This window comes from Geomonas diazotrophica (assembly GCF_018919385.1).
In the GTDB taxonomy this organism is placed as follows: Bacteria; Desulfobacterota; Desulfuromonadia; order Geobacterales; family Geobacteraceae; genus Geomonas; species Geomonas diazotrophica.
In genome coordinates, this window is record NZ_JAHLMF010000013.1 from 50,953 (window position 1) to 77,035 (window position 26,083).

10 protein-coding genes are annotated in these 26,083 nt (G+C 69.2%); 4 read left to right on the forward strand and 6 right to left on the reverse strand.

Annotation, left to right across the window (positions count from 1 at the left end; genetic code table 11):
• The first annotated feature begins 39 nt into the window (after positions 1-39).
• The 4 genes from KOM00_RS14960 to KOM00_RS14975 are packed head-to-tail and all read left to right on the forward strand — an operon-like array spanning position 40 to position 15,933.
• Positions 40-6,948 carry a glycosyltransferase gene (locus KOM00_RS14960; RefSeq protein WP_216499738.1) on the forward strand — a complete coding sequence of 2,303 codons (6,909 nt, stop codon included), beginning with the start codon at positions 40-42 and terminating at the stop codon, positions 6,946-6,948.
• A complete protein-coding gene (locus KOM00_RS14965; protein ID WP_216499739.1) occupies positions 6,945-10,835 on the forward strand; it encodes a glycosyltransferase in 3,891 nt (1,296 codons plus the stop codon). The genes KOM00_RS14960 and KOM00_RS14965 overlap by 4 nt, the downstream gene beginning before the upstream one ends.
• Positions 10,832-14,152, forward strand: coding sequence for an O-linked N-acetylglucosamine transferase family protein (locus KOM00_RS14970; protein WP_216499740.1), 3,321 nt, complete (start codon positions 10,832-10,834; stop codon positions 14,150-14,152). The genes KOM00_RS14965 and KOM00_RS14970 overlap by 4 nt, the downstream gene beginning before the upstream one ends.
• 2 nt (positions 14,153-14,154) lie before the next feature.
• Positions 14,155-15,933: an O-linked N-acetylglucosamine transferase, SPINDLY family protein gene (locus tag KOM00_RS14975; RefSeq protein WP_216499741.1), complete on the forward strand. Its 1,779-nt coding sequence runs from the start codon at positions 14,155-14,157 to the stop codon at positions 15,931-15,933.
• 216 nt (positions 15,934-16,149) lie between these two features.
• On the opposite strand, the gene flaF is transcribed toward KOM00_RS14975, so the two are convergent.
• The 6 genes from flaF to KOM00_RS15005 all read right to left on the reverse strand — a co-directional run bounded on the left by flaF (position 16,150) and on the right by KOM00_RS15005 (position 26,079).
• Positions 16,150-16,539 (reverse strand): flagellar biosynthesis regulator FlaF, encoded by a 390-nt coding sequence (gene flaF / locus KOM00_RS14980; protein ID WP_216499742.1) that lies wholly within the window; start codon positions 16,537-16,539, stop codon positions 16,150-16,152.
• Entirely contained in the window at positions 16,529-16,918 is a 390-nt protein-coding gene (locus tag KOM00_RS14985) for a flagellar biosynthesis repressor FlbT (protein ID WP_216499743.1), read from the reverse strand. Before KOM00_RS14985 ends, flaF begins: the two co-directional genes overlap by 11 nt.
• A gap of 5 nt (positions 16,919-16,923) precedes the next feature.
• Complete coding sequence (locus tag KOM00_RS14990; RefSeq protein ID WP_216499744.1) at positions 16,924-17,664, reverse strand: hypothetical protein; 741 nt, start codon at positions 17,662-17,664, stop codon at positions 16,924-16,926.
• A gap of 59 nt (positions 17,665-17,723) precedes the next feature.
• Positions 17,724-18,542, reverse strand: a complete 819-nt coding sequence (locus KOM00_RS14995; RefSeq protein ID WP_216499745.1) for a flagellin N-terminal helical domain-containing protein — start codon at positions 18,540-18,542, stop codon at positions 17,724-17,726.
• A gap of 220 nt (positions 18,543-18,762) precedes the next feature.
• Positions 18,763-21,735 carry a tetratricopeptide repeat protein gene (locus tag KOM00_RS15000; protein ID WP_216499746.1) on the reverse strand — a complete coding sequence of 991 codons (2,973 nt, stop codon included), beginning with the start codon at positions 21,733-21,735 and terminating at the stop codon, positions 18,763-18,765.
• Positions 21,736-21,738: 3 nt separating this feature from the next.
• The gene (locus KOM00_RS15005; protein WP_216499747.1) at positions 21,739-26,079 is read right to left on the reverse strand and encodes a tetratricopeptide repeat protein; all 4,341 of its coding nucleotides are present in this window, start codon (positions 26,077-26,079) and stop codon (positions 21,739-21,741) included.
• Positions 26,080-26,083 lie beyond the last annotated feature (4 nt).

Sequence of the window (26,083 nt, forward strand, 5' to 3'; positions counted from 1 at the left end):
TTTCGCACGCCCCGGCCACGCGTCGGGGCAGGAGTACCCGTGAGCAACCAGTACCAGGACCCGACCGACAAAAAGCTCAAAGTCGTCCACCTCTCCCACACCAACTACGGCGGCGCCGGCAAGGCCGCCTATCGGCTGCACCAGGGGCTCAGGAGGAGCGGGGTGGACTCCACCATGCTGGTCCTGAACCGCAAGGGGGACGACCCGAGCGTGCGGGCCATCCCGAGCGGGGAGGTAGGCGGGGTGATCGACTGCCCCCTGGAGTACCCGGCCAACGAGGCCTACTGGCAGAGGGTCTGGACCCGCTGGTGCCGCAAGATCTACGACTACCCCAACCGCCAGGAGTGCATCGAGATCTTCAGCGACGACTATTCGGAGCTGGAGCTCTCCTGCTCGCGCGAGATCCGCGAGGCGGATATCGTCAACCTGCACTGGGTGCCGGGCATGGTGAACTGGGAGCAGGCCGCGGCCGCGTTCCAGGGTAAGCAGGTGGTCTGGACCATGCACGACATGAACCCCTTCACCGGCGGCTGCCACTACGCGGGGAGCTGCCGCAACTACCTCTGCGGGTGCGGCAGCTGCCCGATGCTCGGGTCCAAGGACCCGCAGGACATGTCGCGAGCCGGCTTCCTCGCCAAGGAGGCCGCCTACCGCCGGCTCCAGCTGCACCCGGTGGCCCCGAGCCGGTGGCTCGCCGCGACCGCCTCCGGGAGCGCGCTCCTCTCCCCCTTCCCGGCCCGGGTCATCCCCAACGGCTTCCCCACCGAGGTGTTCCGCCCCTTCGCCGGGCGCGAGGAGGTGCGCCGGGGGTACGGCGTCCCCGAGGGGGCCAAGGTAGTGCTGTTCGGCGCGGAGAACCTCGCCAACGAGCGCAAGGGGTTCGTCTACCTGCTGCAGGCCCTGCGCGGGCTCTGCGACTACAACCTGGTGCTCGCCGTCTTCGGCACCCTGCAGGAGGAGCTGCGCAACACACTGAACCTCCCCATCATCAACCTGGGCTACGTCGAGGAGGAGGAGACGCTGGCCGCCCTCTACTCGATGGCGGACGTGTTCGCCATCCCCTCCATCGAGGACAACCTCCCCAACACGGTGGTGGAGGCGATGCTCTGCGGCGTGCCGGTGGTCGGCTTCGACGTGGGGGGGATCCCGGACATGGTGCTGCACCGCGAGACCGGCTTCGTGGCCCCCGCGCGCGACGTGAAGGCGCTGGCGGAAGGGATCTGGTGGACACTGTTCCACCCCGAGGCGCAGGGCATGGGGGAAAAGGCCCGGCAGCGCGCCCTCGCCACCTACAGCCTGGAAGCCCAGGCGGCGAGCTACGGCGAACTCTACCGCGAGATCGTGTCCCGGGCGGAGACCCCTTCGGGGCGCGCCGCCGCGCTCCCCGTCACATCGACCCCCTCCGGCAGGGACGGCTCCGAACCCGTTTCCGGCGCCTGCCCCAAGATCTCCATCGTGGTCCCCTCCTACAACCAGGGGGACTACCTGGGGGCCTGCCTGGAATCGATCGTGTCCCAGGGGTACCCAAACCTGGAGCTGATCGTGATGGACGGCGGGAGCAGCGACGGCTCCGTCGAGGTGATCAGGCAGTACGAAAAGCAGATCTCCTACTGGCAGAGCCAGCCCGACGGCGGCCAGTACCGGGCCATCAACGAGGGGTTCCACCGCTCGACCGGCGACATCATGGGGTGGCTCAACTCGGACGACATGCTCCACCCCGGCGGCCTGAAGGTGCTGGCCGAGGTGTTCGGGGGGCGCCCCGAGGTGGAATTTCTGACCGGCAAAAGGATCGGCTTCGACGGCGACGGGAAGCTCAACTCCTACGGCTTCGAAACCAAGACCTGGAGCCGCGCCGAACTCCTGCGCAAGGACCTGATCCACGAGGTATCCCTGTTCGTGATGCAGGAGGCGACCTACTGGCGCAGGAGCCTGTGGGAGAAGGCGGGGGGAAGCCTCGACCTCTCCTTCAAGATCGCCGCCGATTTCGAGCTCTGGCTCCGCTTGAGCCGCTACGCGAAGCTGCACACGGTGGCCGCCCTGATCGGCGGTTTCCGGTACTACAGCGGCGGGCAGCGCTGCAACCAGTTCCGGGCAGAGTACCTTACCGAGTGCGACGCGGTGATCGACCGGGAGCGGGAGCTTCCCCCCACCCCGCTCAGCTTCGAGGCCGCTCCCCCCCCGATCCCGTATCCGCTTTGCGCGGAGCCCAAGCCCTCCATCGCCATCAGCGTGCCGGAGCTCCCCACGATTTCCATCGTCACCCCGAGCTTCAACCAGGCCGGCTTCCTCGAGGAGTGCCTGGACTCCGTGCTCTCCCAGAACTACGGCCGGCTCGAGTACATCGTCATGGACGGCGGGAGCACGGACGGCTCGGCGGAGATCATCAAGAAGTATGAAAGGCACCTCTCCTTCTGGCAGAGCCGCCCCGACGGCGGGCACTACCCGGCGGTGAACCAGGGCTTCGCCCGCTCCACCGGCCAGGTGATGGCCTGGCTCAACTCCGACGACAAGTACCACCCGGGCGCCCTGCGCCTGGTCGCCGACACCTTCCGCCACTTCCCGGAGAGCACCTGGATCACCGGGAGCCCCACCGGCTGGGACGTCTCGGGCGCGGTGCAGTACATGGCCGCCGAGATCCCGCTCTGGTCCCGGGCCAAGTACCTGCGCGGCGAGATCGGCCCGCCGCACATCCAGCAGGAATCGACCTTCTGGCGCCGCGAACTCTGGGAGCAGGCGGGGGGGAGCCTCGACACCGACTTCGAGCTGGCGGCGGACCTGGAGCTGTGGGCGCGCTTTTTCCGCCACGCGGAGCTTAGGACCCTGCACGCGCCGCTGGGCGGTTTCCGCAGCCACCCCGACCAGAAGACGGCGAACCTCTTGGAGCGCTACAACGCCGAGGCGGCCCGGGTCATCGAGCGGGAACGCCGCTTCTACCTGGCCTCGGGATCCCCCGGCCTCACCCCCGCCCCGCCGGCGTTGCAGGTGAGCGAGGTGGAGGGACGTGCCCGCACCTCGGTGATCCCGGAAAACTTCGGGGCCTTCACCTACTCCCGCGCCTATCATTTCGCCTACTTCGCCGGGATGGACCTCGAGCTGTACGGCGCCCCGGTCGATCCCGCCGACTGCGACCTCAAGGTGTACCAGGACCTCCTCGCCTACTCCTTCATCAGGAAGAACGTCCCCGAGGGGGCCAGGATCCTCGAGGTGGGAGGGGGCGCCTCGCGGGTACTGAGGGCGCTCAAGGAGCGCTACGAGTGCTGGAACCTGGACAAGCTGGAAGGGGTGGGCAACGGCCCGGTGGCCGTGGCCGCCGACGGCTACCGCCTGGTGCGCGACTACCTGGGCTCCTTCTCCCCCGAGCTTCCCGCCGGCTACTTCGACGTCGTCTTCAGCATCTCGGTGCTGGAGCACGTGGAACAGGGCGAGGAGCAGTTCGAGAAGATCCGCGCCGACCTGGACCGGGTGCTCAGGCCGGGGGGGTGGTCCCTGCACTGCTTCGACGTGGTGGCCAGGGGGCCGGGCAAAGGGGTCTGGAGCAACCCCCTGCTCCCCTACCTGTTCGAGAAGGTCGCCACCGTGAACCGCTTCGTCCCCCCGGAGCAGGTCTACCAGGACCCCTTCGTCTACCACATGAGCGAGGCGGCCTACGACCGGCACTGGAGGCCGATGACCGGGGTCCCGATCCGCGAGCACGGTTTCCCGCTCTCCTACAACGTCCTGTGGCAGAAACCCGATGCCGGGGCGGCGCCCCCCGCGTCATCCGCCCCCGCCGGCGACAAGCAGGGGTACCTGGTCTCCGCCATCGTATCCACCTACAACGCCGGGCGTTTCTTCCGCGGCTGCCTGGAAAACCTGCTGCGCCAGACCCTGTACCAGAGGGGCGAGCTGGAGATCGTCATCATCGACAGCGGCTCCCAGCAAAACGAGGGGGAGATCGCCCGCGAGTTCATGGCACGCCACCCCCACATCGTGTACCGGCGCACCGAGCGCGAGACCCTCTACGCCGCCTGGAACCGGGGGATCGCCCTCGCCCACGGCCGTTTCCTCACCCACGCCAACACCGACGACCGGCACCGTGCCGACGCCTTCGAGCTGATGGCGCGCGAGCTGGAACGAAGCGGGGCGGGGCTCGCCTACATCGACGCCCTGATGACCTGCGGCGCCAACGAGACCTTCGAGGAGAACGGCGCCACCAAGAAATGGCTGTTACCCGACTTCGATCTGCGCCAGGCGCTCTTCGACTGCCCCTTCGGCTGCCAGGTGATGTGGCGCGCCGACGCGCACGCCGAGGTCGGCAGCTTCGACGGCAGCTTCAAGCGGGCCGGCGACTACGAGTTCTTCTTCCGGCTGGCCCTCAAGAAGGGGGCGCTGCACATCCCGGAGATCGCCGCGCTCTACCACGAGTCGATCGACAACCTCTCCTACCAGGCCCCGCAGGAGGTGATCCGCGAGGTGCACGGCTTCATCGACGCCCTGCGGACCACCTTCCCGCTGGAGCAGATCTACCCGTACCTGGAGCAGGACGGCTCCCCCGCCGCACGGGTGGCAGCCCTGGTCGATTTCGGGAACCTGCTCATGGGCGCCAGCGGCTCGCTCTTCACCGATCTCCCGCTGGCCGAGTCCTTTTACCGCAAGGCGCTGGAACTCCAGCCGGGACGCTCCGAGCTGGCCGACAACCTGGCGGTGGCAGCCATGGCGCAGGGGAAGCGGGAGGCCGCCCTCTCGGCCATCGCGCTCAGCGCATCGCAGACGCCCCGGCTGGCGAGGTACCGGCAGGAGCTGCTCCAGGGGCGTATCCCCGCCCAGCTCGACCTGGTCCGCATCCCGCACCCCGGACTGGACGCCATGGCGCCGGTGAAGGTCCTGGAGCAGATCCGGGTGCCGCTCACCCCGCAGGAGCTGGCGGCGCGCAAGCCGGCCCGGACCGCGCCCCACCCACCCAGGGAGGGGAACCCCTCCTTTCCGACCGTGGTGGTGGACGGCGTTTTCTTCATGACCCCCAGGACCGGCATCACCCGGGTGTGGGAAGCGCTCCTCAACGAGTGGGCGGCAACCGAGTTCGGCAGATCCGTGCTGGTGCTGGACCGGATCGGCACCGCGCCCAAGATCCCGGGGCTGCGCTATCGGACCGTCCCCGGCTACGACGTCCGCCCCGAGGGGTGGGACCGTGCCATGCTGCAGCAGGTCTGCGACGAGGAGGGGGCCGACCTCTTCATATCCACCTATTACTCGAGCCCGCTCACCACGCCGTCGCTTTTTCTGAGCCACGACATGATCCCCGAGATGAGCGGGATGTACGACCTGCGCGACCCGCAGTGGCAGGAGAAGCGCCACGCCATGGCGCGCGCCCGGGCCTTCGTGGCCGTCTCGCGGAGTACCGCGCGGCACATGGAGCAGCTCTACCCCGAGCTTGCCGGCCGCATCGAGGTGGCCCATTGCGGCATCGACCGCGAGCTGTTCCGCCCCGCCTCCGAGGAGGAAAAGGCGGCCTTCCGGAAGGCTCGCGGCATCGCCAGGCCCTTCTTCCTGTTCGTGGGGAAGCGGACCGAGCACAAAAACGGGAGGCTGTTGTTCCGGGGCTTCTCCCGTCTCCCCGAGCGGGGCGAGCTCGCGCTCCTCTGCGTAGGGGGCGCACCGGAGCTCGAGCCGGAACTGGCCGCGCTGGCCGCGGGGAGCGAGGTGCACCTCGCGCAGTTCGGGGATGACGAGTTGCGCATTGCCTACTCCTGCGCCGAGGCGCTGGTCTACCCCTCCACCCACGAGGGATTCGGGTTGCCGCTTTTGGAGGCCATGGCCTGCGGCTGCCCGGTGATCACCTGCCGCAACAGCTCGATCCCCGAGGTGGCCGGCGAGGCCGCCCTGTATGTGGATCCCGAAGACGCCGGGGAGATGGCCGCGGCCCTTTTGCAAGTGCGGGTAGCGCAGGAGCGCGGTCGTCTGATCGAACTGGGCGCCCGGCAGGCCGAGCAGTTCTCCTGGGGTAAGATGGCCCGCGCCATCCAGGAGATCATCTGCCGCAGCTTCCCGGTCGACGCCCGCCCCGCAGCCGGAGCGGAGCCAGCTGCCGCCGTCGGTGTCCCGGCCGCCGTCGTCCCCCCCCACGTCAGCGCTGCGCCGCCCCTTTCCGCGCCGTGCGCCGGGTCCGCCGCGTCCGCAAAAGCGCCATCGTCCACAGAAGCGCCGCCGTCCCTCCCGCGCCTTTCCGTCGTGGTCCCCAGCTACAACTACGCCCGCTACCTGGAGCCCTGCCTGGACTCCATCCTCTCCCAGGGCTACCCAAACCTGGAGCTGCTGGTCCTGGACGGGGGCTCCACCGACGGCACGGTGGAGATCCTCAAGCGCTACGACCGGCACATCGCCTTCTGGCGCAGCCACAAGGACGCCGGCCAGTACGCCGCCATCGAGGAAGGGCTCAACCGCTCGACCGGCGAGATCATGACCTGGCTCAACGCCGACGACAAGTTCCACCCCGGCGCCTTCGACGCGGTCTCCCGCATCTTCGCGCAGGCGCCCGAGGTGGAGTGGCTCATGGGGCGCCCGAACAGCTTCGACGAGAACGGGGTGCAAAAGCACGTGCTCACCTTCCTCCCCATGAACTCGCGCGCCAAGTACCTGGTCGACGAGGAGTTCATCCAGCAGGAGGGGGTGTTCTGGCGCCGTTCCCTGTGGCAGCGCAGCGGTGCCTACATCGACGGGACGCTGCCGCTTGCGGCCGACCTCGAGCTGTGGGCCCGTTTCTTCAGGAGCGCGCGGCTCTTCTCGGTCGACCTCCTGCTGGCGGGCTTCCGCGACCACCCGTTGCAGAAGTCCAAGGACAAGGCGGGGTACACCGCCGAGGCCAACCAGGTGCTTGCCCGCGAGCGGGGGCTCTTCGCCGCGGAACGGACACCTTTCAACCCGCCGGCGCCGCTCCCCATCCTGATCCAGGGCGACAGGGTGATCCTGTGACCGCGCGACCCGACACATACCTGGTCTCCGCCATCGTCTCCACCTACAACGCCGAGCGCTTCCTGCGCGGCAAGCTCGAGGACCTGGAGGCGCAGACCATCGCGGACCGGCTGGAGATCGTGGTCATCGACTCCGCCTCCCCGGGGAACGAGCGCGCCATCGTCGAGGAGTTCCAGGCGCGCTACGACAACATCCGTTACCTCCGGACCGACAAGCGGGAAACCGTGTACCAGGCCTGGAACCGCGGCATCCGCATGGCAAAGGGGGAGTTCGTCACCAACGCCAACACGGACGACCGCCTCCGCAACGACGCCTACGAGGTCCTGGTGCGGACGCTTAAGGAGCACCCGGAGTGCGTGCTCGCCTACCCGGACATGCGCATCACCCAGGAGGAAAACGCCACCTTCGAGCGGCACAAGCCTTTCGGCTTCCGCGACTGGCCCGAGTTCGACCGCCTGAACCTCATCGAACTCTGCTGCGTCGGCCCCTTCCCGCTCTGGAGAAGGTCGCTGCACGACGAAATCGGCTACTTCGACGAGCGCTTCCGGAGTGCGGCGGACTACGAGTTCTGGCTGCGCGCGGCGCTCAGGCACGACTTCGTCCACGTCCCGCAGTTCCTGGGGCTGTACTGGCTTTCCGAGGAGACCGTGTCGAGGAAGGGGGACCTCCCCACCCTGGAGTACCTCGAGGTGCAGAGGGAGTACCGCCCCCGTTTCGCCCCGCTCGCCCCCCCGCCGGTGGAACTGGAGCCCGGCGAATGGCAGGAGTTCGAGGCCCTGGCCGCGCGCCTGGACGCCGGGGACGCGGCGATACTCCCCCAACTGGAACGCTTCAGCGAGCGCCACCCGCGCGCGCCGCGCTTCCACCTGGAGCTGGCCCATATCTTCTACAAGAAGGGGGAGATCGGCTACGCCAAGAAGTACTTCGAGAAGGCCGCCATCATCGACCCCGGTTCCGACAGCTACCGCGACAGCCTGCTCTCGTTCATGAAGAGCGAGCTGTACCAGGCGCTGCAGCACCAGACCGCCTTCGCGGCCGCCAACCCCGACGACCTGGAGGCCCACCTCTGCGCCGGCATGATCCTCATCCTGCTGGAGCGCTACCATGCGGCCCTGCCCCACTACCGGCGCGCCCTGGAGATCAACCCGGACAGCGCGCTTGCCCGGGAGAACATCGCCTTCCTGGAGCGTGAGCTCCGCCCCAAGGTGCGCCCCCTCACCTCCATCGTGGTGGCGGCCGACGACCGGGTGGAGTGCACCCGGGAATGCCTGGAGAGCATCGAGCGGCACACCCCGGAGCCACACGAGGTGATCCTGGTGGCCAGGGGGGCGGACCAGGCGACGCTGGCCAGGCTGCAGGATCTCTGCGCCGGGCGTGCCGACCACCTGCTCATCGACAGCGGCGACCGCGCCCGTGCCGCCGCCTTCAACACCGGGCTCCGCGAGGCCGCCGGCAGGGACATCGTCCTCCTGCAGGGGGACACCGTGCTGACCCGCGGCTGGCTCTCCGGGATGCTGGACGCCCTGGCCCGCGAACCCAACGCCGCGCTCTGCGGCCCCATGGCCAACCGCGCCCAAGGGGCGCAGGGAACCGGCGAGAACCGGTACCGGGACCTGCGCGAGCTGGAGAGCCGCGCCGACTCCTTCAGAAGCGACCACTACGGCCGGCGCATCCCGGTGCCGCGGCTGGCGGGCTTCTGCCTCCTCTTCCCGCGGGAACTCTTCGACGAGGTCGGGGAGCTGGAGCGCCGTTTCGCCTCGGACGCCTGGGCCGACGATTTCTGCCTGCGCGCGGCGCTCAGGGGACACGGCTGCGTCATCGCGGGCGACATCCTGGTGCACCGCTACGGCAGCGACGCCGACTGCGTCCCGACCGAAGAGCGCCGCCTGCTGGCAGCGAAGTGGGAACCCGCGGCCCTCGATTCGGAGCAGGCCGCGCGTGTACTGGCGCACCGGGCCCGGGTAGAGGGGGTCAGGCTCGCACAGGCGGGAAAACTGCAGCAGGCGGTCGACCTCTTGCTGCAGCAGGGGGTGGCGCTCGCGCCGGGGGATCCCGCGCCCTACCTCGACCTGTCCGGGGTGCTCGCCGAGGCGGGGCGCCACGGTGAGGCGCTGGAGGTGCTGGCGCAGGCCCCGGCCGGAGAGGCGCTGGCGACCCACCTGCTGCGGGCCCGCTGCCACCGCGACGCCGGGCATCCCGACCGGGCAGCGGCGGAGCTGCAGCAAGCCGCCCTCCTCGCCCCCGAAGCGCCGGAGGTGCTCCAACTGCAGGGGGTGCTGGCGCTGGATGCGGGGGAGCGGGATCAGGCAGAGGAGCTCTTGCGCCGGGCACTGGTGGCCGACCCCGGCTGCGGCCGGGCCTACAGCACCCTCTCCGCCATCCTCTGGGAGCGCGGCGAAAGGGAGCAGGCGCTGCACCTGGCCGAGCTCGGCTTCGTCCTCCACCCGCTGGAACTCGCCGCGCTGTCACGCTACCACGACTACGCCACCTTCCTCGACGCGCTGCCGCGGGAGGAGGAGCGCCTGCGAGAGGCCCTTTCCCTCTACCCCGAGCACAAGGGGCTTTGCTACGGGCTGATCGAGCTCCTGATCCGCGACGCCCGCTACGGCGAGGCCATCGGGGAGATCGGGCGCGCCGCGGCGCGCTTTGACCTCGACGACGCCGGGATCGACGCCGCCCTCCAGATCAGGGGACTGGCCGGCGACCCGGCGCCCGCCGCCATGGGCACCGGCAGCGTCTCGCTCTGCATGATCGTGAAGGACGAGGCGCGCAACCTGGCCGCCGCGCTCGAATCGGTGCGGGGGCTTGCCGACGAGCTGGTCGTGGTCGACACCGGTTCCGGCGACCGCACCCGCGACATCGCCCGCATCTTCGGGGCGCGCCTGTTCGACTTCCCCTGGACCGGGAGCTTCGCCGAGGCCAGGAACTTCTCGCTCACCCAGGCCCGCGGGGAGTGGATCCTGGTGCTGGACGCGGACGAGGTGCTGGCGCCGGCCGACCTCGCCCCGCTTGCCGACCTGGTCAGGCGGGGGGAAGGGGCGGCCTATTCCTTCACCACAAGGAACTACACCGACGAGATCACCCGGCGCGGCTGGGTCGCCAACGGAGGCGAGTACCCGGAACAGGAGCGGGGGCGGGGGTGGACCCCCAGCGAAAAGGTGCGCCTGTTCCCGAACCGGCCGGCGCTCCGCTTCGAGGGGGCGGTGCACGAGATGCTGGAGCCCTCCCTGCTCCGGGAGGAGGTCCCCATCCACGCCTGCGACGTCCCGGTGCACCACTACGGCAAGCTGGACGCCGCCGACAGCCGCGTCAAGCAGGAGCTCTATTACCGGCTGGGGGTGAAAAAGCTCGAGGAGGTGGGCGCGACGCCCGAGGCGCTCGCGGAGCTTGCGCGCCAGGCGACCGAGCTGGGGATGGGGCGCGAGGCGGAGGAGCTCTGGCACCGGCTGCTCCGGGCGAGGCCGGAAAACGCCGAGGCCTTCTTCAACCTCGGCTACCTGTACCTCTGCTCCGGCGACTACCGGCAGGCGCGGGACCACGCCGCGAGGGGGGCCGAACTCGCCCCGGAACTGAAGGAGGCGGCGTTCAACCTGGCCAAGTGCGAGCTTTACCTGGGGCAGCCTGAAAAGGCGCTCTCCCGCTGCCGCGACATGCTGCAGAGATGGCCCGGGTACCCGCCGGCACTGTCGCTGCTCGCGGTCTGCCTGCTCATCGGTGGGGACCGGAGCGGCGCCGAGGCCGAAGTGGCGCGCCTGGCGGCACTGAACTACGACTGCGGCGATTTCCTGGAGGAGTACGCAGCGGGGCTGAAACGGGGGGCGCTGGACCACCTGGCCGCGCCGCTCCTGGACCTGGCGGCGCGCCTGCACGGGGAGGTGCGGCCATGACCGAGGGACAGACCCTGAAGGAGCTCTTCGCGGCGGCAAACGCCCTCTTCGCCTCCGGCGACCTGGCCGGCGCCGCCGAGCGCTACCGGCGCGTGCTGCGGCTCGACCCCTACTTCGCCCAGGGCAGCTTCAACCTGGGGTGCACCCTGGACCGTCTCTCCGGCCCGGGGGAGGCGCTGCCGTACTTCGAACGGGCGGCGCAACTGGCACCCCAGTGGAGCGAGGCGCAGGGAAACCTCGGCTTTGCCCTGGCCCGGCTGGGACGCATGGAAGAGGCCGCTCAGGCGCTCGCGCAAGCCTGCCGTCTCGCCCCCGAGAACGCCGGCTTGCGCAACAACCTCGGGCTCGCGCTGACTGCCCTGGGGCGCGGCGAGGAGGCCCGGGACAGCTTCCAGGAGGCGATCCGCCTCGACCCCCGCTACCCGGAGCCGCACAGCAACCTGGGCATCCTGCTCGAGCGCTTCGGCAACGGCGGCGCGGCCATCCGCTCCCTGCGCGAGGCGCTGAGGCTCCGGCCCGACTACGCCGAGGCGCACCACAACCTGGCCAACGCGCTCAAATCGCAGGGGAGGCACCGGGAGGCGCTGGAGCATTACCGGGCGGCGCTGCGCCTCGACCCGGGGAACGCTGAGGCGCACAGTTCGCTGCTGTTCGCCCTGCTCTACCAGGCCGGCAGCGCCGAAGAGACCCTGTTCGCCGAGCATGCCGCCTTCGGCGCCGCGCACCGCTTTCCCCCCCGGCGCCACGACAACGCGCCGCTCCCGGACCGGGTGCTGAACATCGGCTACGTCTCCGCCGACTTCCGCGAGCACGCCGTGGCGCGCTTCATCGAGCCGGTGCTCGCCCACCACGACCGGGACCGCTTCCGGGTCTTCTGCTACGCCAACGTCTCCGTCCCCGATGCAAAAAGCGCGAGCCTCGCCTCGCTCTGCGACCGCTTCGTCAGCATCGCCGGGCTTACCGACGACGCCGTGGACCGGCTCCTCACCGAGGACGGCATCGACATCCTGGTGGACCTTTCCGGCCACTCTGCCGGCAACCGCCTGCCGCTCTTCGCCCGAAAGCCTGCCCCGGTGCAGATCACCTGGATCGGCTACCCCTTCAGCACCGGGCTCACGAGCATGGACTACCGCATCAGCGACGCCGTCTGCGACCCCCCCGGCGCGACCGAGCGCTACCACAGCGAGGAGCTGATCAGACTCCCCGGCACCTTCTCCTGCTTCGCCCCCCCCGAGGATGCCCCTGCCGTGACCGGTCTCCCCTGCCTCGCCTCGGGACAGGTCACCTTCGGCTCCTTCAACAACCCGGCCAAGATCACCCCGGAGACCGTGGCCCTCTGGGCCGACGTGCTGCGCGCGGTGCCCGGCTCTCGCATGCTGCTCAAGGGGTACTCCTTCGCCTGTCCCGAGGCGAGGCAGCAGCTGCTGGACGCCTTTTCCGAGCGCGGCATCGAGCCGCAACGGCTGGAGCTGACCGGGAACACCCCCTCCTACCGCGACCACCTGGCGCTCTACGGCCGGGTCGACCTCGCCCTGGACACCTTCCCCTACAACGGCACCACCACGACCTGCGAGGCGCTCTGGATGGGGGTGCCGGTACTGACCCTCTCGGGGGCTACGCACCGCTCGCGGGTGGGGGCTTCGCTTCTGCACGCCCTGGGACTGGACGCCCTGGCGGCACAGGAAGGATCCGCTTTCGTGGAGCGGGCCGCGGCCCTCGCGCTGGACCCTCCCCGGCTGAAGGAGCTCAGGGAGACCCTGCGCGACCGGATGGCAGCCTCCCCCCTCACCGACGGCGCCGGGTTCACCCGGAACCTGGAAGCCGCGCTCACCGAGGTCTGGGGCAGGTGGTGCCGCACCCATCCGCACCTTGCGGCGGATCCCAAGCTGGAGGGGGGGGCGCTCCTGCGCCAGGGAAGGCTCGACCTCGCGCTGCGGCGCTTCCTGGAGCCGCTCCGCTCGGGGGACAAGTCGACCCTCGGCGGGATCCAGGAGACGCTCAACGCCCAGACCGCGGCGGACCAGGCGCGGGCCCTCGCGCGCGAAGAGGGGGTGGACGATCCCGCTGCCCCGGAGGAAATCGCCAGCGAAACCCTCGCCGAATGCGCCGAGCTCCTCTGCAGCGCCGGTCTGGTGACGCCGGCGGACCTGATCTGCCGCTACCTGGGGGACCGGGGCTATCGCACCCCCCGGGTGAGCCGCACGCTGGGAGAGGTGGCCCTGGCCATCGGGCAGCCGGCCGCGGCGGTGCACGCGCTCTCCCGCGCCCTGGAGCAGGGGGACGCCTCGCGCGCCACGCGCATCCTGCTGGTGAAGGCGCAGCAGGGGGCGCAGCTCCCGCCGCCGGACACGAAAGGGGAGCGCCTGCTGCTGATCAAGGCGTGGGGCTACGGCTTCTGGAGCGACGTGAACCACGTGCTCGGACAGCTCCTCCTGGCCGAGATAACCGGCCGCACCCCGGTGGTGCACTGGGGGGCCAATTCGCTCTTCAGCGACGATCCCCTGGAGAACGCCTTCACCTATTTCTTCGAGCCGGTCTCCGCGGTCACCATGCACGACGTCATCTCGCGCCGGCGCAGCTTCTACCCCCCCAAGTGGCAGCGCGACAACGTGCGCCACGAGAACCTGGCGAAGTTCGACGGCCCCTGGTCCCGCTGTTCCGCACTCTGGACCCTGGAGCGCCAGGAAGAGGTCGTGGTGAGCGACTTCCATTACGCGGTGAACGACCTCGCCCCCTGGATCCCCGCCGGGCACCCGCTGCACGGGCTCTCCACCGAGGAGCTCTACCTCTACCTGTACCGGCGCTACCTGAGGGTGCAGCCCCGGATCCTGGAGCGGGTGGAGGCCTTCCACCGCGAGCAGCTGGCCGGCGCCCCGGCCATCGCGCTGCACGTGAGAGGGGGCGACAAGGTGGGCGAGGACCCGGGGCTTGCCCGGCTGAACGCCCTGTACCTCCCCGAGCTGGAGCGGCTGCTTGGCGAGGAGCCGCAAGCCCGCATCTTCCTCAGCACCGACGACGACAGGATCCTGGCCGGCTACCGGGAGCGCTTCGGGAGCAGCAGGCTCATCTACACCGTCTCGACCCGCACCGCGAACCTGCAGGGGGTGCACTACCAGAAGCAGGCGAGCCGCCGGGCGCTTGGGGAAGAGGTGCTCATCGACACCCTCCTCGCCGCCCGCTGCGACCGTTTCCTGGGGAACGGCCTCTCCAACGTGTCGCTCGCCGTCGCGCAGATGAAGCGCTGGGCGCCGGGGACCTGCCGGCTCTTCGGCACCCGGCTGGACTACCTGCGCCAGCTCACCCTGTACCGGAGCTGACCATGAACCCGGAGCAGGCGGCACAAAGCCAGGCGCAGCTCAAATACGTGGAGCTCCTCTTGCGCAAGGGGATGCAGGAGGAGGCGCGCGCCCGGCTCGAGGAGCTGGTGCGGCAGGAGCCCCCCTGCACCGGCGCCTTTTACCTGCTCGCGGTGCTGAAAGGGGAGGACGGTTTGCCGCAGGAGGCGGCCGAACTGCTGGCCCGAACGCTTGCGCTGGAGCCTGAGAACACCAGGGTCCTGAACGCCCTGGGGGGCGCGCTGCGGCAACAGGGGGAGCTCGAACAGGCGGCGGCGGCCTTCGCCGAGGCGCTGAGGATCGATCCCCGCTTCAGCGAGGCGCGCATCAACCTCGCCCTGCTCTTGAAGGAGGCGCTGCGCTTTGGCGAAGCCGAGCTGATCCTGCGCGCCGGGATCGACCTCGCCCCCGGCTCGGTGCGCCTCAACTACAACCTCGCCAACGTGCTGCACGCGCAGGGGAGGAGCCTGGAGGCGGTGGCCGCCTACCGGGAGACGCTGCGCCTCGACCCGGACCACCTGGACGCCCGGCAGAACCTCCTCTTCGCCCTGCACTACTCGCCGCAGTCGAGCCGGCGCGAGATCTACGCCGAGCACCTGAAGGCGGCACGCAGCCGCCCCTTCCGCCCCCCCCGGCAGGAGCCCCCAGCGCGCCCCACCCCCGGCGGCCGCATCAGGGTCGGCTACCTCTCCCCCGACTTCCGGGGACACGCCGTGGCGAGCTTCATCGAGCCGGTGCTGCGCGAGCACGACCGCGACCGCTTCGAGATCTTCTGCTACGCCAACGTTCCGACTCCCGACCCGACCACGCGGCGCCTGATGGGGCTCACCGAGCAGTGGCGCGACATCCACGGCATGGCCGACCACAACGCCGCGGCGCTCATCGCCCGCGACGGCATCGACATCCTGTTCGACCTGGCCGGGCACACCTCCGGCAGCCGGCTGCCCGTCTTCTGCCACCGTCCCGCGCCGATACAGGTCACCTGGATCGGCTACCCCGACACCACCGGTCTGCGGGCGCTGGACTACCGGATCACCGACGCGCTGGCCGACCCACCCGGAGCCGCGGACCGCTGGCACAGCGAGCGGCTGCTGCGGCTACCCCGCTCCTTCTGCTGCTACCTCCCCCCGGTCGAAGCCCCGGAACTGGTCCCGCCCCCGTGCGGCGCAAACGGCGGCATCACCTTCGGCTCGTTCAACAACCTCTCCAAGGTCACCCCTGAAATGATCGCGATCTGGAGCCGCCTGCTGCGTGAGGTCGACGGCTCGCGCCTGCTTTTGAAGGCGAAACCGCTGGCGGATGACGGGGTGCGTCGCCGCATTCTGGCCGGGTTCGCGGAGCATGGCGTGGCGGCGCGGCAGGTGGAGCTCGATCCGGGCCAGCCCGGCACCCGGGAGCACCTGGAGCAGTACCAGCGCGTCGACATAGCGCTGGACACCTTCCCCTACAACGGCACCACCACGACCTGCGAAGCGCTCTGGATGGGGGTCCCGGTGATCTCCCTCTCCGGCGAGCGCCACTGTTCGCGCACCGGCGCGAGCCTTTTGACCAACTGCGGGCTGGCCGACCTGGTGACCACCAGCGAGGCGGCATACCTCGACATGGCGCGCCAGGTGGCCGGGGACCGGGCCACGCTGCGGGAATTCCGGGGCGGTGCCCGGGAGAGGCTGCTGCGTTCGCCTCTTCTGGACGCGGTTGGGGTGACGCGGGAACTGGAAGCGGTGCTGGCGGAACTCCGGGCCACCTCGCGCAGGCGCGGCTAGAAAAGAATTTTCGGGTTTCGGAGGGAGACGGCGCTGGTCAGGCGAGAGAAAGCGACGCTCGGCGCGACGGATCGGGCGCATCGGGCTCGGGCCGACATCGCTATTCATTCAGGTGAGGAGGCAGCCGGTCGGCTGCAATCGTGACGGGGGGGAAAGCGGCGCGTCATCGAGGGGGACCGCTGTGCGGCAATCCCCCTCGAAGAGCAGCTCCTGCCACTAACCTGCGGTCTCGGGGTTGGTCCGCAAACCCGCGGCGATGTTGAAGTTGATGTCGATGACGATGGAGAGTTTTTCCGGGGTGGGGAAAGCCATCACCTCGAAGAACCTCTTGTCCACGAACAGACTCAGGTTCAACAGGTCCTCCCTGAGCTTCTTGGGCATCGGGTGGTTCGGCTCGGTCAGCTCGGCCTGGAAGAAGCTCCAGACCTTCTGGTTGTACTTTATCGCATCCAGCATCTTGGCTTCGCGGTCCGGGGCATCCCAGTTCTCCTGGACGGCCTTCAGCATCAGCCCCGCCTTGGTCAGCACTGAGGCCTCCAGCTCGCGCCCGGACATGCTCTCCTTCTGGATACCGACGTACTCCTTGATCGCGTTGTTAGTTTGCATTTTTCAGTAGCTCCTCTTCGTACTCGATGAGATTCTTCGCAAGTTTGAGAGCCTGGTAGTAGTTCCCGGCCTCGATCCGTTCATTCAACTGCTCGATGTAGGTCCTGGTGCTGGGGGCAGCCTTCAGTATCTCGGCGGCCTGTTCCGAGTACGCCTTGACGTAGTTCGGGACGTTGGGCTCGTCGATGTACATGAGCTGGATGGTGAAATAGACCCGTTTGCAGGGCGTGTCGATGTCCTTCTCGCCCAGGATGTCCTTTTCGCGCAGTATGGGGACCGTGTTCTCGATGAAAAGAACCGTCCCCTTGCCGCCGTTTTTGACCACGGCGCCGCCCACGATCAGCCGCTCGTTGCTCTTCAAGGTAATTTTCAGGGACATGTCGGTTAGCTCAACCCTTTCAGGAATTGAGGGTGCTGTAGCGTCACCCCCTGAGTAACCGATTCTGCAAATTGCTGGCCAATCTCGACACTTTTTTCAGCCGCGCGCGATTCGCTGGCGATGGGCTCGAAAGACAGTGTTTCCGCGCCCTTGGGGGCGGAGAACATGGCGGCGAAGCGCCCGTTGCCCAGAAAAGCAGCCGTATCGGCGGCTATGGCGGCACGCATCGTCTGCAGCGACTGCGCCGTCGCGTCAAGTTTGTCCACGTGGTCAGCAATTTGACTGTCGTCCGCGTTCATACCGAGCGGTGCGGGAAGCGCCACCGGCTTGCGGTCCTCGACAACGGATGGAGGAGGAGGGAAGGTGAGCTGGTCGATCTCCTTACGGAGCGCCGTGTAGGTCCGCAGCAGCTTCACCCTTTCCTTGTCTTGCGGTGCGAAGGGAGGGAAATTCTTCACTATCGTTTCCAGAGGCTCCTTCAGCTTGTCAATCTTTTGACCCAGATCCTGGGCCGCCTTGTCGCTCTCCCTGATGGCGGCGGCGGCGCTGTTTTGCCGCTCGTTTTGCAGACGAATGCCTGCCAGCCTGCCGTCCCCCTGCGCCGAGACGAGCACCTGGTCTACGATTTGCGGCTCTTCGGGCTTTTGTTTTTCGAACTGGGGAATTTGGGCAGAGCTGGAGGGGGAGTTGGGTTGGGAGGCAGACGGGAGGGGAACGCTCTCGGCTTGCAATCGATCGATCAACATACGCTACCCCCAGTGAAGAGGGATTGCGGAGCGGGTTACCCCGCTCCGCAAAGCTAGGGTTAGAACAGCCTGAGGACTGCCTGAGCTGCCTGAGACGACATGGAGAGCGAGGTGGTGCCCAAGCTCTGACGGGTCTGCAGCATCAGCATGTTGGCGCCTTCCTGGTTCATGTCGGCCAGGGTCAGGTTGTCAGCACCGGTCTGCAGCGTACTGATCATCGAGTCGGTGAAGTTCTGACGGGTGGTGATGATGTTCAGGTTCGCCGCCAGGGTCTGGGTGTTGGACCTCAGGGTCGAGATCGCGGTATCCATCTTCGCCGTGTCGGTGGTGATGTCGGAGTTCGCGGACCAGCTGTTGCTGGCGCCGCTGAGGCTCAGACCGCCTGCATTGGCCAGGAAGCCCACGACGTTGAGGCTGGAGCTTGCATCCTCGTTGAAGTTGACGGTCAGGGTGTTGGTGGAGCTCAGCAGGTTGAGGCCGCGGTAACCGGAGTCGGAGGAGATGTTGTTGACCTGGCTGCGGATGGTGTCGTACTGGGTCGCCAGCTTGGACCTGGTGGAGGTGTCGCTGGTGGAAAGAGCCGACTGTGCGATACCTTTGGCGGCGTTGATCAGGCCGGTGATCGCGGTGATACCTGCGTTGGCTGCCGAAACGGTCTGGACCGCCTCGGACATGCCGTCCTTGCGGTCGGCAAGGTCGCTGGCGCGCTGGTTGGCGTTCTGGGCTGCGAAGTAGTTGGTCGGGTTGTCGAGGGCGCTGTTGACCTGCTTGCCGGAAGAGAGCCTTTCCTGGGTCCTGTTCAGGAGCTTGCTGGTCGATTGGAGGTTGAGAAGATTGGTCCTCATGCCTGCGGTGAGAGAGATGTCGCTAGTTGCCATGGTACTTCTCCTTTTCTGGGTGTTTGCCGGCATTCTTGCCGGGTTGAAAACCGTGTCGATCCGCTACGTTCTTTACTGTCTGGCATCCTGCCTTACGGCGAATAACTGATGAAGTTCACCCCCTCATCGCCGGCGCGTCCTGCGCTTTTGTAAAGAATATCGACACGGCGGGCCCAAAACTTTAACGGAAAAGCACCACCTTACGATTATTTTTGTCAAATTATTGGCTTTTTAAGCGTTGCTCCACCCCCTCCCTGACCCGGGCCATCACCCCAGCCCAGTCCCCCGGGCGCTCCTGCCGGAAGATTCTCATGGTCGGGTACCAGGGCGAGTCCTCGCGGTCGGCGAACCAGCGCCAGTCGCAGGCGTACGGCAGGAGGAGCCAGACCGGCACCCCCATCCCCCCGGCCAGGTGGGCAGCCGCCGTGTCCACCGTCACCAGCAGGTCGAGCCCGGCGAGGATGGCGGCGGTGTCGCCGAAGTCCCCGATCTGCGGCGCAAGGTCGACGGCGGCGAGGACGCCGGGATCCGGGGTGTCGCCAAGCTGCAGGGAATAAAAGAGCACACCCGACATATCGGCGAGAGGGGCGAACTCCTTGAACGGGCAGGCGCGGTTCCTGGGAAGGGGGCCGCCGCGCCAGACCACCCCGACCTTGAACGTGTCCCCCTCCTCCAGCATGAGGCTCCAGAGCGAGGAGCGCCGTTTCTCGGCGTAGAGGTAGGGGCGCCAGGGGGGCATCCGCTCCAGGGTGGTCCCGAAGAGGTGCGGCAGGCTCAGGAGCTGCACCTGGCAGTCGCAGGGGGGAAGTTCCTCTCCCGGCGCGCAGACCGCGGCGACCCCGGGAACGCGGCAGAGAAGCGGCTTGAGCCCGGCTGCCTGGCAGCGCACCACCACCTTCCCCCCCCTCTGCGCCACCAGCGGCGCGTAGCGGATGAACTGCAGCGTGTCGCCAAGCCCCTGCTCGCACTGGAGCAGGATGGTCCGCCCGGCGAGCTCCTCGCCACGCCAGACCGGGATCGGGAGCTCCGGCTCGCAGTCGGCCAGGCGCCACTCGTATTCGCGCCACCCCCGCTCGAATTCCCCCACCGAAAGGAGGCTCAGCGCCAGGTTCCAGTGCGCCTCGGGGTGCTCAGGCGCCAGGCGCAGCAGTTCCTCATAGGTGTCGATGGCCCGGAGCGGCTGCATCAGGTCCTGGTAGGCGGTCCCCAGGTTGATGCGCGCCTCGAAGTAGCCCGGGTCGAGGGCGAGGGCGCGCCGGTACAGTTCCACCGCCTGCGCCGGCTGCTCCAGCACCTGCAGGCAGGAACCGAGGTTCACGTAGGCGGGAAGGTACCCGGGGTCGAGCTCGACGGCGCGCCGGAACAGCGGCTCGGCCTCGTCGTGCTCCGCGCGGCCGACCAGCAGCGTCCCCAGGTTGTTGTAGGCGTCGGCCAGGTGCGGCTTCAACTCCAGGGCGCGCCGGTAGCTCGCCTCCGCCTCCGCCGCCCCCCCCTGGTCCTGCAGGGCGAGCCCCAGGTTGTTGTAGATCTCGGCGCAGTCGGGGAGCCGGGCCAGCAGGGCGCGGTACATGTTTATGGCGCCACTTAGGTCCCCCTCGCCCCTCAGGCGGTTCGCCTCTTGGAACAACAGGTTCGGGTCCTGCCGGGACGCCTCGGGGAGCGGGGCGATCCGGCGAGCCACCGCCTCGACCACCGATTGCCACTGTCCGGGAACCTCCTGGCGGTGGAGGGTGACGCTCGGGTACCAGGGGGAGTCGGTGCGGCCGTGCAGCCAGCGCCAGTCGCAGGAGAAGGGGAGCATGAGGTGCACCGGCTTCCCCATCGCCGCAGCCAGGTGCGCCACGGCCGTGTCCACCGAGACCACCAGGTCGAGGTTGTCGATGAGGGCCGCGGTGTCGGCGAAGTCCCCGATCTCCCCGGTGAGGTCGACGAGCGCCCCCTCCCCGCGCAACGCGGCCAGGTCCTCGGCGCAGCCCCCCAGTTGCAGGTTGTATAGGGTGATACCCGGCAGGGACGCGAGCGGGGCCAGGACGCCCGCCGGGAGCGAGCGGTAGCGGTCCCGCTTGTAGCCGGCGCTCCCGGCCCAGACCACCCCGACCTTGAGGTCCCCCCCGGCCGGGACCAGGCCGCGCCACTTGGTGCTGAGGGCCGGGTCTGCCTTGAGCGGGGGGGCCTGTGGGGGGATGTTCTCCAGCGTGGTCCCGACGAGGTGCGGCAGGCTCATCAGGTAGGCGAAGGTGTCAAAGGGTGGAGGTTCGTCCCCTGCGGCGCAGAGTGCGATCTCCTCCCCCTGCGCGGCGAACAGCGGCAGCAGTTCGCGACGGCACTCGAGCACCACCCGCTCTCCCCGGCGTGCCAGTAGCCGGGCGTAGCGGAAGAACTGGATGGCGTCGCCGAACCCCTGCTCGGCGCGCACCAGGAGGGTCCGCCCGGAAAGGGGTGCGCCGTCCCACATGCGCCGCCCCAGGAACTCGTCGGAGAAGGAGCCCGCGGCATCCTTCAGGCGCCACTGGTACTCGCGCCACCCCTCCCGGTAATCCCCCACGGCAAGGAGGGTCAGGGCGAGGTTCCAGTGGGCGTCGACGCTCTCCGGCTCGAGGGCGAGCGCTTCGCGCTGGGCGGAAAGCGCCTCGTCGAAACGGTTCAGGGCGAGCAGCGAGCCGCCGAGGTTCACCCACCCCTTCAGGTGGTCCGGCTGCAGCTCGACCACCTTCTGGTAGCAGCGCGCCGCCCCCTCCCACTCCCCCTGAGCGCGCAGGGCGTGCCCAAGGTGGTAATAGGCACTGGTGTAGCCGGGATCGAGGGCGATGGCGTCGCAGAAACGGGCCACGGCCTCGTCGTGGCGCTCCAGCTTGAGGAGCGCGTTCCCCAGGTTGCCCAGGGCCTCCGGGTAGTCGGCTTTCAGCTCCAGGGCCCGGCGGTAACATCCGGCCGCCTCCTGGTAGCGCCCGAGGTCCTCAAGGACCACCCCGAGGTTGTTGCTCAGCTCCGCCTGCGAGGGGTCGAGGAGGGCCGCCCGCGAGAAGCTCTCGAAGGCCTCGGCGACATCCCCGCAAAGGCGCGCCAAGGCGCCCGAGAGGGTGAGCAGGTCGACGTTGTCCGGCTCGTCCCGCAACAGCCCCCGGCAGAGTTCACGGGCCTGTTCCACGCGGTTTTCCGCCAGCGCCCGGTTCAGTTCGTCAAAGCGATGCATCGGCTATCGTTCTCCTTTTCGTCCTGCGAGCAGGGCCAGCTGCCGCGCCACCCGCTCCAGCACCTCGCCCCAGTCGCCGCGGTACCGCTGGCGGAAGAGCCGGGCGCTCGGGTACCAGGGGGAATCCTCGCGCTGCATGAGCCAGCGCCAGTCGCACGCCATGGGGAGGAGCACCCAGACCGGCACGCCGAGCCCCCCGGCCAGGTGGGCCACGGCGGTATCCGCCGAGATGACCAGGTCGAGCTGGGTGAGGATGGCGGCGGTGTCGGCGAAGCTCTTGATCCCGGAACCGAGGTCGGTAAGCTCCATCCCCGGCGGCGGGGTCGCGGCCTGTTCCGCCCCGTCCCCCACCTGCAGCGCGCAGAAACGGACACCGGGGACCCGCGCCAGCGGCGCGAAGAGCGAGAGGGTGAGCGAGCGCTTCAGGTCGTCCTTGTAGCTCTTCCTCCCGGCCCACACCAGTCCGACCCGGAAACCCTCCCCCGGGAGCGCGGGGCGCCAGCGCTCCACCAGGACCGGGTCCGCGGCGAGGTAGGGGATCTGCGCCGGGATGGTCTCCAAGAGCGTGCCGCACAGGTACGGCAGGCTCATGAGGGACGCGTGGCAGTCGAACTCCGGGAGCCTCTCGCCGCGCACCAGGACCCGGGAGACGCCGGGCACCGTGGCGAGCACCGCCGCTATCGGCTTGGCCTGGCACTGCAGCAGGACGGTCGCCCCCTGTGCCGCCAAAAGCGGCGCGTAGCGCACGAACTGGAAGGTATCGCCGAAGCCCTGCTCGGCGTGGAGCAGGATGGTCTTCCCCTTCAGGGGAGAGCCGTCCCACAGCGGACGCGGGAGTTCCAGGCGCGGGATGGGGTCGACCTTGGCGAAGCGCCACTCGTACCCCTGCCACCCCTCGCGATATTGACCCAGTTGCAGCTGCACGAGGGCAAGGTTCCAGTGCGCATCCGCGTAACCGGGATCGAGCGCCAGGACCTGCCGGTAGCACCGGACCGCCTCATCGACCTCGCCCAGGGCGCGACTCACCGAGCCCAGGTTGTTGAGCGCGTGCAGGTAATCGGGGTTCAAAGCCAGCGCCCTGCGGTAACACTGCGCCGCCTCCTCCAGGCGCTCCTGCGCCTGCAGGGCAATCCCGAGCGCGTTCCAGGAGGGGAGGTAGCCGGGGTCGGCGGCCAGGATGCCATGGAAGGTCGCCTGGGCCAGGTCGAGATCCCCCAGGGCGTGGTACAGCTCGCCCAGGTTGTGCCGGGCCTCCAGGTAGTCCGGGGCGACCGAGACCGCGCGCTTCAGGGCGTGCAGCGCCGCCTCGAGCTCCCCTTGCTCCTTGAGCGCCAGTGCCAGGTTGTGCCACCCCTGCGCCAGGTTCGGGTCGACGGCCAGGGCGCGCCGGTAGCAGTCGACCGCCTCCGCGTGCCGCCCCAGGGTGTAGAGGCTGTTCCCCATGTTGTAGTGCGGTGCCACAAAGTCGGGATGCAGTGCGATCGCCTCGCGGTAGCGCTCGATCGCCTCCTCCTGCCTGCCGGCGCCGTCCAGGGTGCACCCCTCGTCGTTGTAGCGCTCGGCCTGCCGCACCGGGTCCTCCTGGGGCGCCGTCCGCCCGTTTTTTGACTGCGCCAGTTGGTCCAGCGCCTGCGCCACCCGCTGCAGCACGCCGTCCCAGTCGCCCCGCGAACGCTGCCGGAACAGGCGCATGGTGGGGTACCAGGGGGTGTCGTCGCGGTCCAGCAGCCAGCGCCAGTCGGGGACGAAGGGAACCAGGAGCCAGACCGGGAGCCCCAGCGCGCCGGCCAGGTGTGCCACCGAGGTGTCCACCGAGAGCACCAGGTCGAGACGGCTCGCCAGGGCCGCGGTGTCCGCGTAATCGCCGATGTTCGGTGCAAGATCGATCATGGGAAGGAGCGCGGCAAGGTCGCCCCGGGCGCCCAGCTGCAGCGAGTAGAAGCTCACCCCGGGGACCGCGGCCAGCCGCGCTAGCCGCTCCGGGGGGAGGGAGCGGTTCGGGTCGTTTGGGTGCGCGGGGTTCCCCTGCCAGGCAAGCCCCACCCGCAGGGTGCCGTCGGCGGGGAAGAGGGTGGCGCAGGCTTCCCGGCGCGCAGGATCCGTCTCCAGGTACGGCACCCGGGCCGGGATGCCGGCCAGGTCGGTGCCGAAGATGCCGGGCAGGTCCATGAGCGAGGCCTGCAGCTCGAAGGGGGGGATGCTGTCGCCGCAGGCGAAGACCTCGTCGACCCCGGCCACGCCGCGCACCAGTTCCACGAGCCCCGCAGACTGCACCTCGACCAGCACGCGTCCGCCGCGCCCGGCCACCAGCGGCGCGTAGCGCACGAACTGGAGCGTATCCCCCGCCCCCTGCTCCCCGTAGAGGAGGATGGTCCTGCCGGAGAGCGGCGCGCCGTCCCAGGCGGGGTGTTCCTGCCACCTGCGCAGCGGCGCCGAACTGCTCTTTTTAAAGCGCCAGGAAAATTCGCGCCACCCCTGCGGGAGCTCCCCGGTCATGAGCAGGAGCACCGCCAGGTTCCAATGGGCGTCGGCGTAGTCGGGGAAGCGGCGCACCACCTCCCGGAACTCGGAGAGCGCCTCCTGGAAGCGCCCCAGGTCCTTGCACGCGGTGGCCAGGTTGTAGCGCGCCTTCTGCAGGGAGGGGTCAAGCTCCAGTGCCCTGCGGTAGCATGGCAGCGCCCCTTCCAGGTCGCCGCGCACCTGTTTCACGATTCCCAGGGCCTCGTGCAGGTGGGGAAGCCCGTCCGCCAGGGCGAGGGCCGCCTCGATGCTCGCCTCCGCCTCGGGGAAGCGCCCCATCTGCTGCAGCGCCTGGGCCAGGGCGTACTGCGGCTCCCAACGGTCGGGGAGAAGCTGCGCCGCCTTGGTGAAGCGCGCCGTCGCCTCGCGCGGCCTCCCCGCGGCGGCCAGGAAGGCGCCGCACAGGTGATGGCTTCCCCCCTCGAAGGGACGCGAGGAGAGCCGCCGTTGCAGGTGGTCCCAGACCGCGTCGGACAGCAGCGCACGCAGCCGCTCCACCACCTCCCCCCACTCCCCCTGGCGCTGCTGCCTCAAAAGGCGCATGGTCGGGTACCAGGGAGAATCGTCGCGCCCGCAAAGCCAGCGGTAATCCCCCGCCATGGGGAGCAGCAGCCAGACCGGCTTCCCCAGGGCGCCGGCCAGGTGTGCCACCGAGGTGTCGATGGAGATGACCAGGTCGAGCTGGGCGACCAGGGCGGCGGTGTCGCCGAAATCGCGGATGGAATGGGTGAGGTCGATGAGGTTCGGACACTCTCCCGGCCGCGCCGCCCCCTCGCCGACCTGCAGCGAGTAGAGGCTCGCCCCCGGGATCCCGAAGAGCGGCGCCAGGGCTGCGAGGGAGCAGGAACGGAAGGGATCTGGGACGGCCTTGCCGGCCCAGACCAGCCCCACCTTGAAGCCGGCATCCCTGGAGAGCTTGGCCTGCCAGAGCACGAGGCGCCCGGGCGGGGGTGCGAGGTAGGGAACCCGGTTGGGGACGGTGTCGATCGTGGTGTCGAACAGGTGCGGCAGGGAAAGGAGGGGAACCTCCAGGTCGAAGGGGGGGAGCGGCTCTCCCATGACGCATACCTCGGCCACCCCGGGCATGCCGCGCAGAAGCGGGACCAGCGCGGCAGACTGGCATTCGGCGATCACGACGCCCCCCTGCTGCGCCACCATGGGGAGGTAGCGGGCGAACTGGATGGTGTCCCCCAACCCCTGCTCGCCGTGCACCAGGATGCGCCTGCCGTCAAGCGGGGCGCCGTCCCAGGCGGGGGCATGGAAGCCGCGGAGCGGCGAGGTGAAGGCGTCCCGTTTCCAGCGCCACTGGTACTCGGCCCACCCCTCCCGGAACTCCCCGGACATGATCAGGGCCAGGGCGAGGTTCCAGTGCGCGTCGGCGCAGTCGGGGCGGCGCCGCACCAGGTCGCGGAAACAGGCGATGGCCCCCTGGACGTCGCCTGCCCGCTGCAGGGCCCCTCCCAGGGCGATAGCCGGTTCCGGGGCGTCCGGAGCCTTTTGCAACGCCAGGCGGAACAGGTCGGCGGCCTCGGCGAAGCGCCCCAGCTTGAACAGGGATGACCCCATGTTGTTCAGAGCCATGGGGTCCCCGTCCCTCAGGGAGAGCGCCCTGCGGTATTCCTCGAGCGCCTCCTCGTGGCGCCCGGTCTCGTCCAGGAGCGCTCCCAGGTTGATGAGCACGTCCGCGGCGAGCCCCCCCGCGGCGAGCCCCCCTCCGGCCTGGGCCAACCTGCGGTAGATCGGCTCCGCCTCCTGGAGGCGACCGGCGCGCTGCAACTCGAGGGCGCGGGCGAACTCCTGCGCCGTGCCGGGATCTGCCGCCATGGGA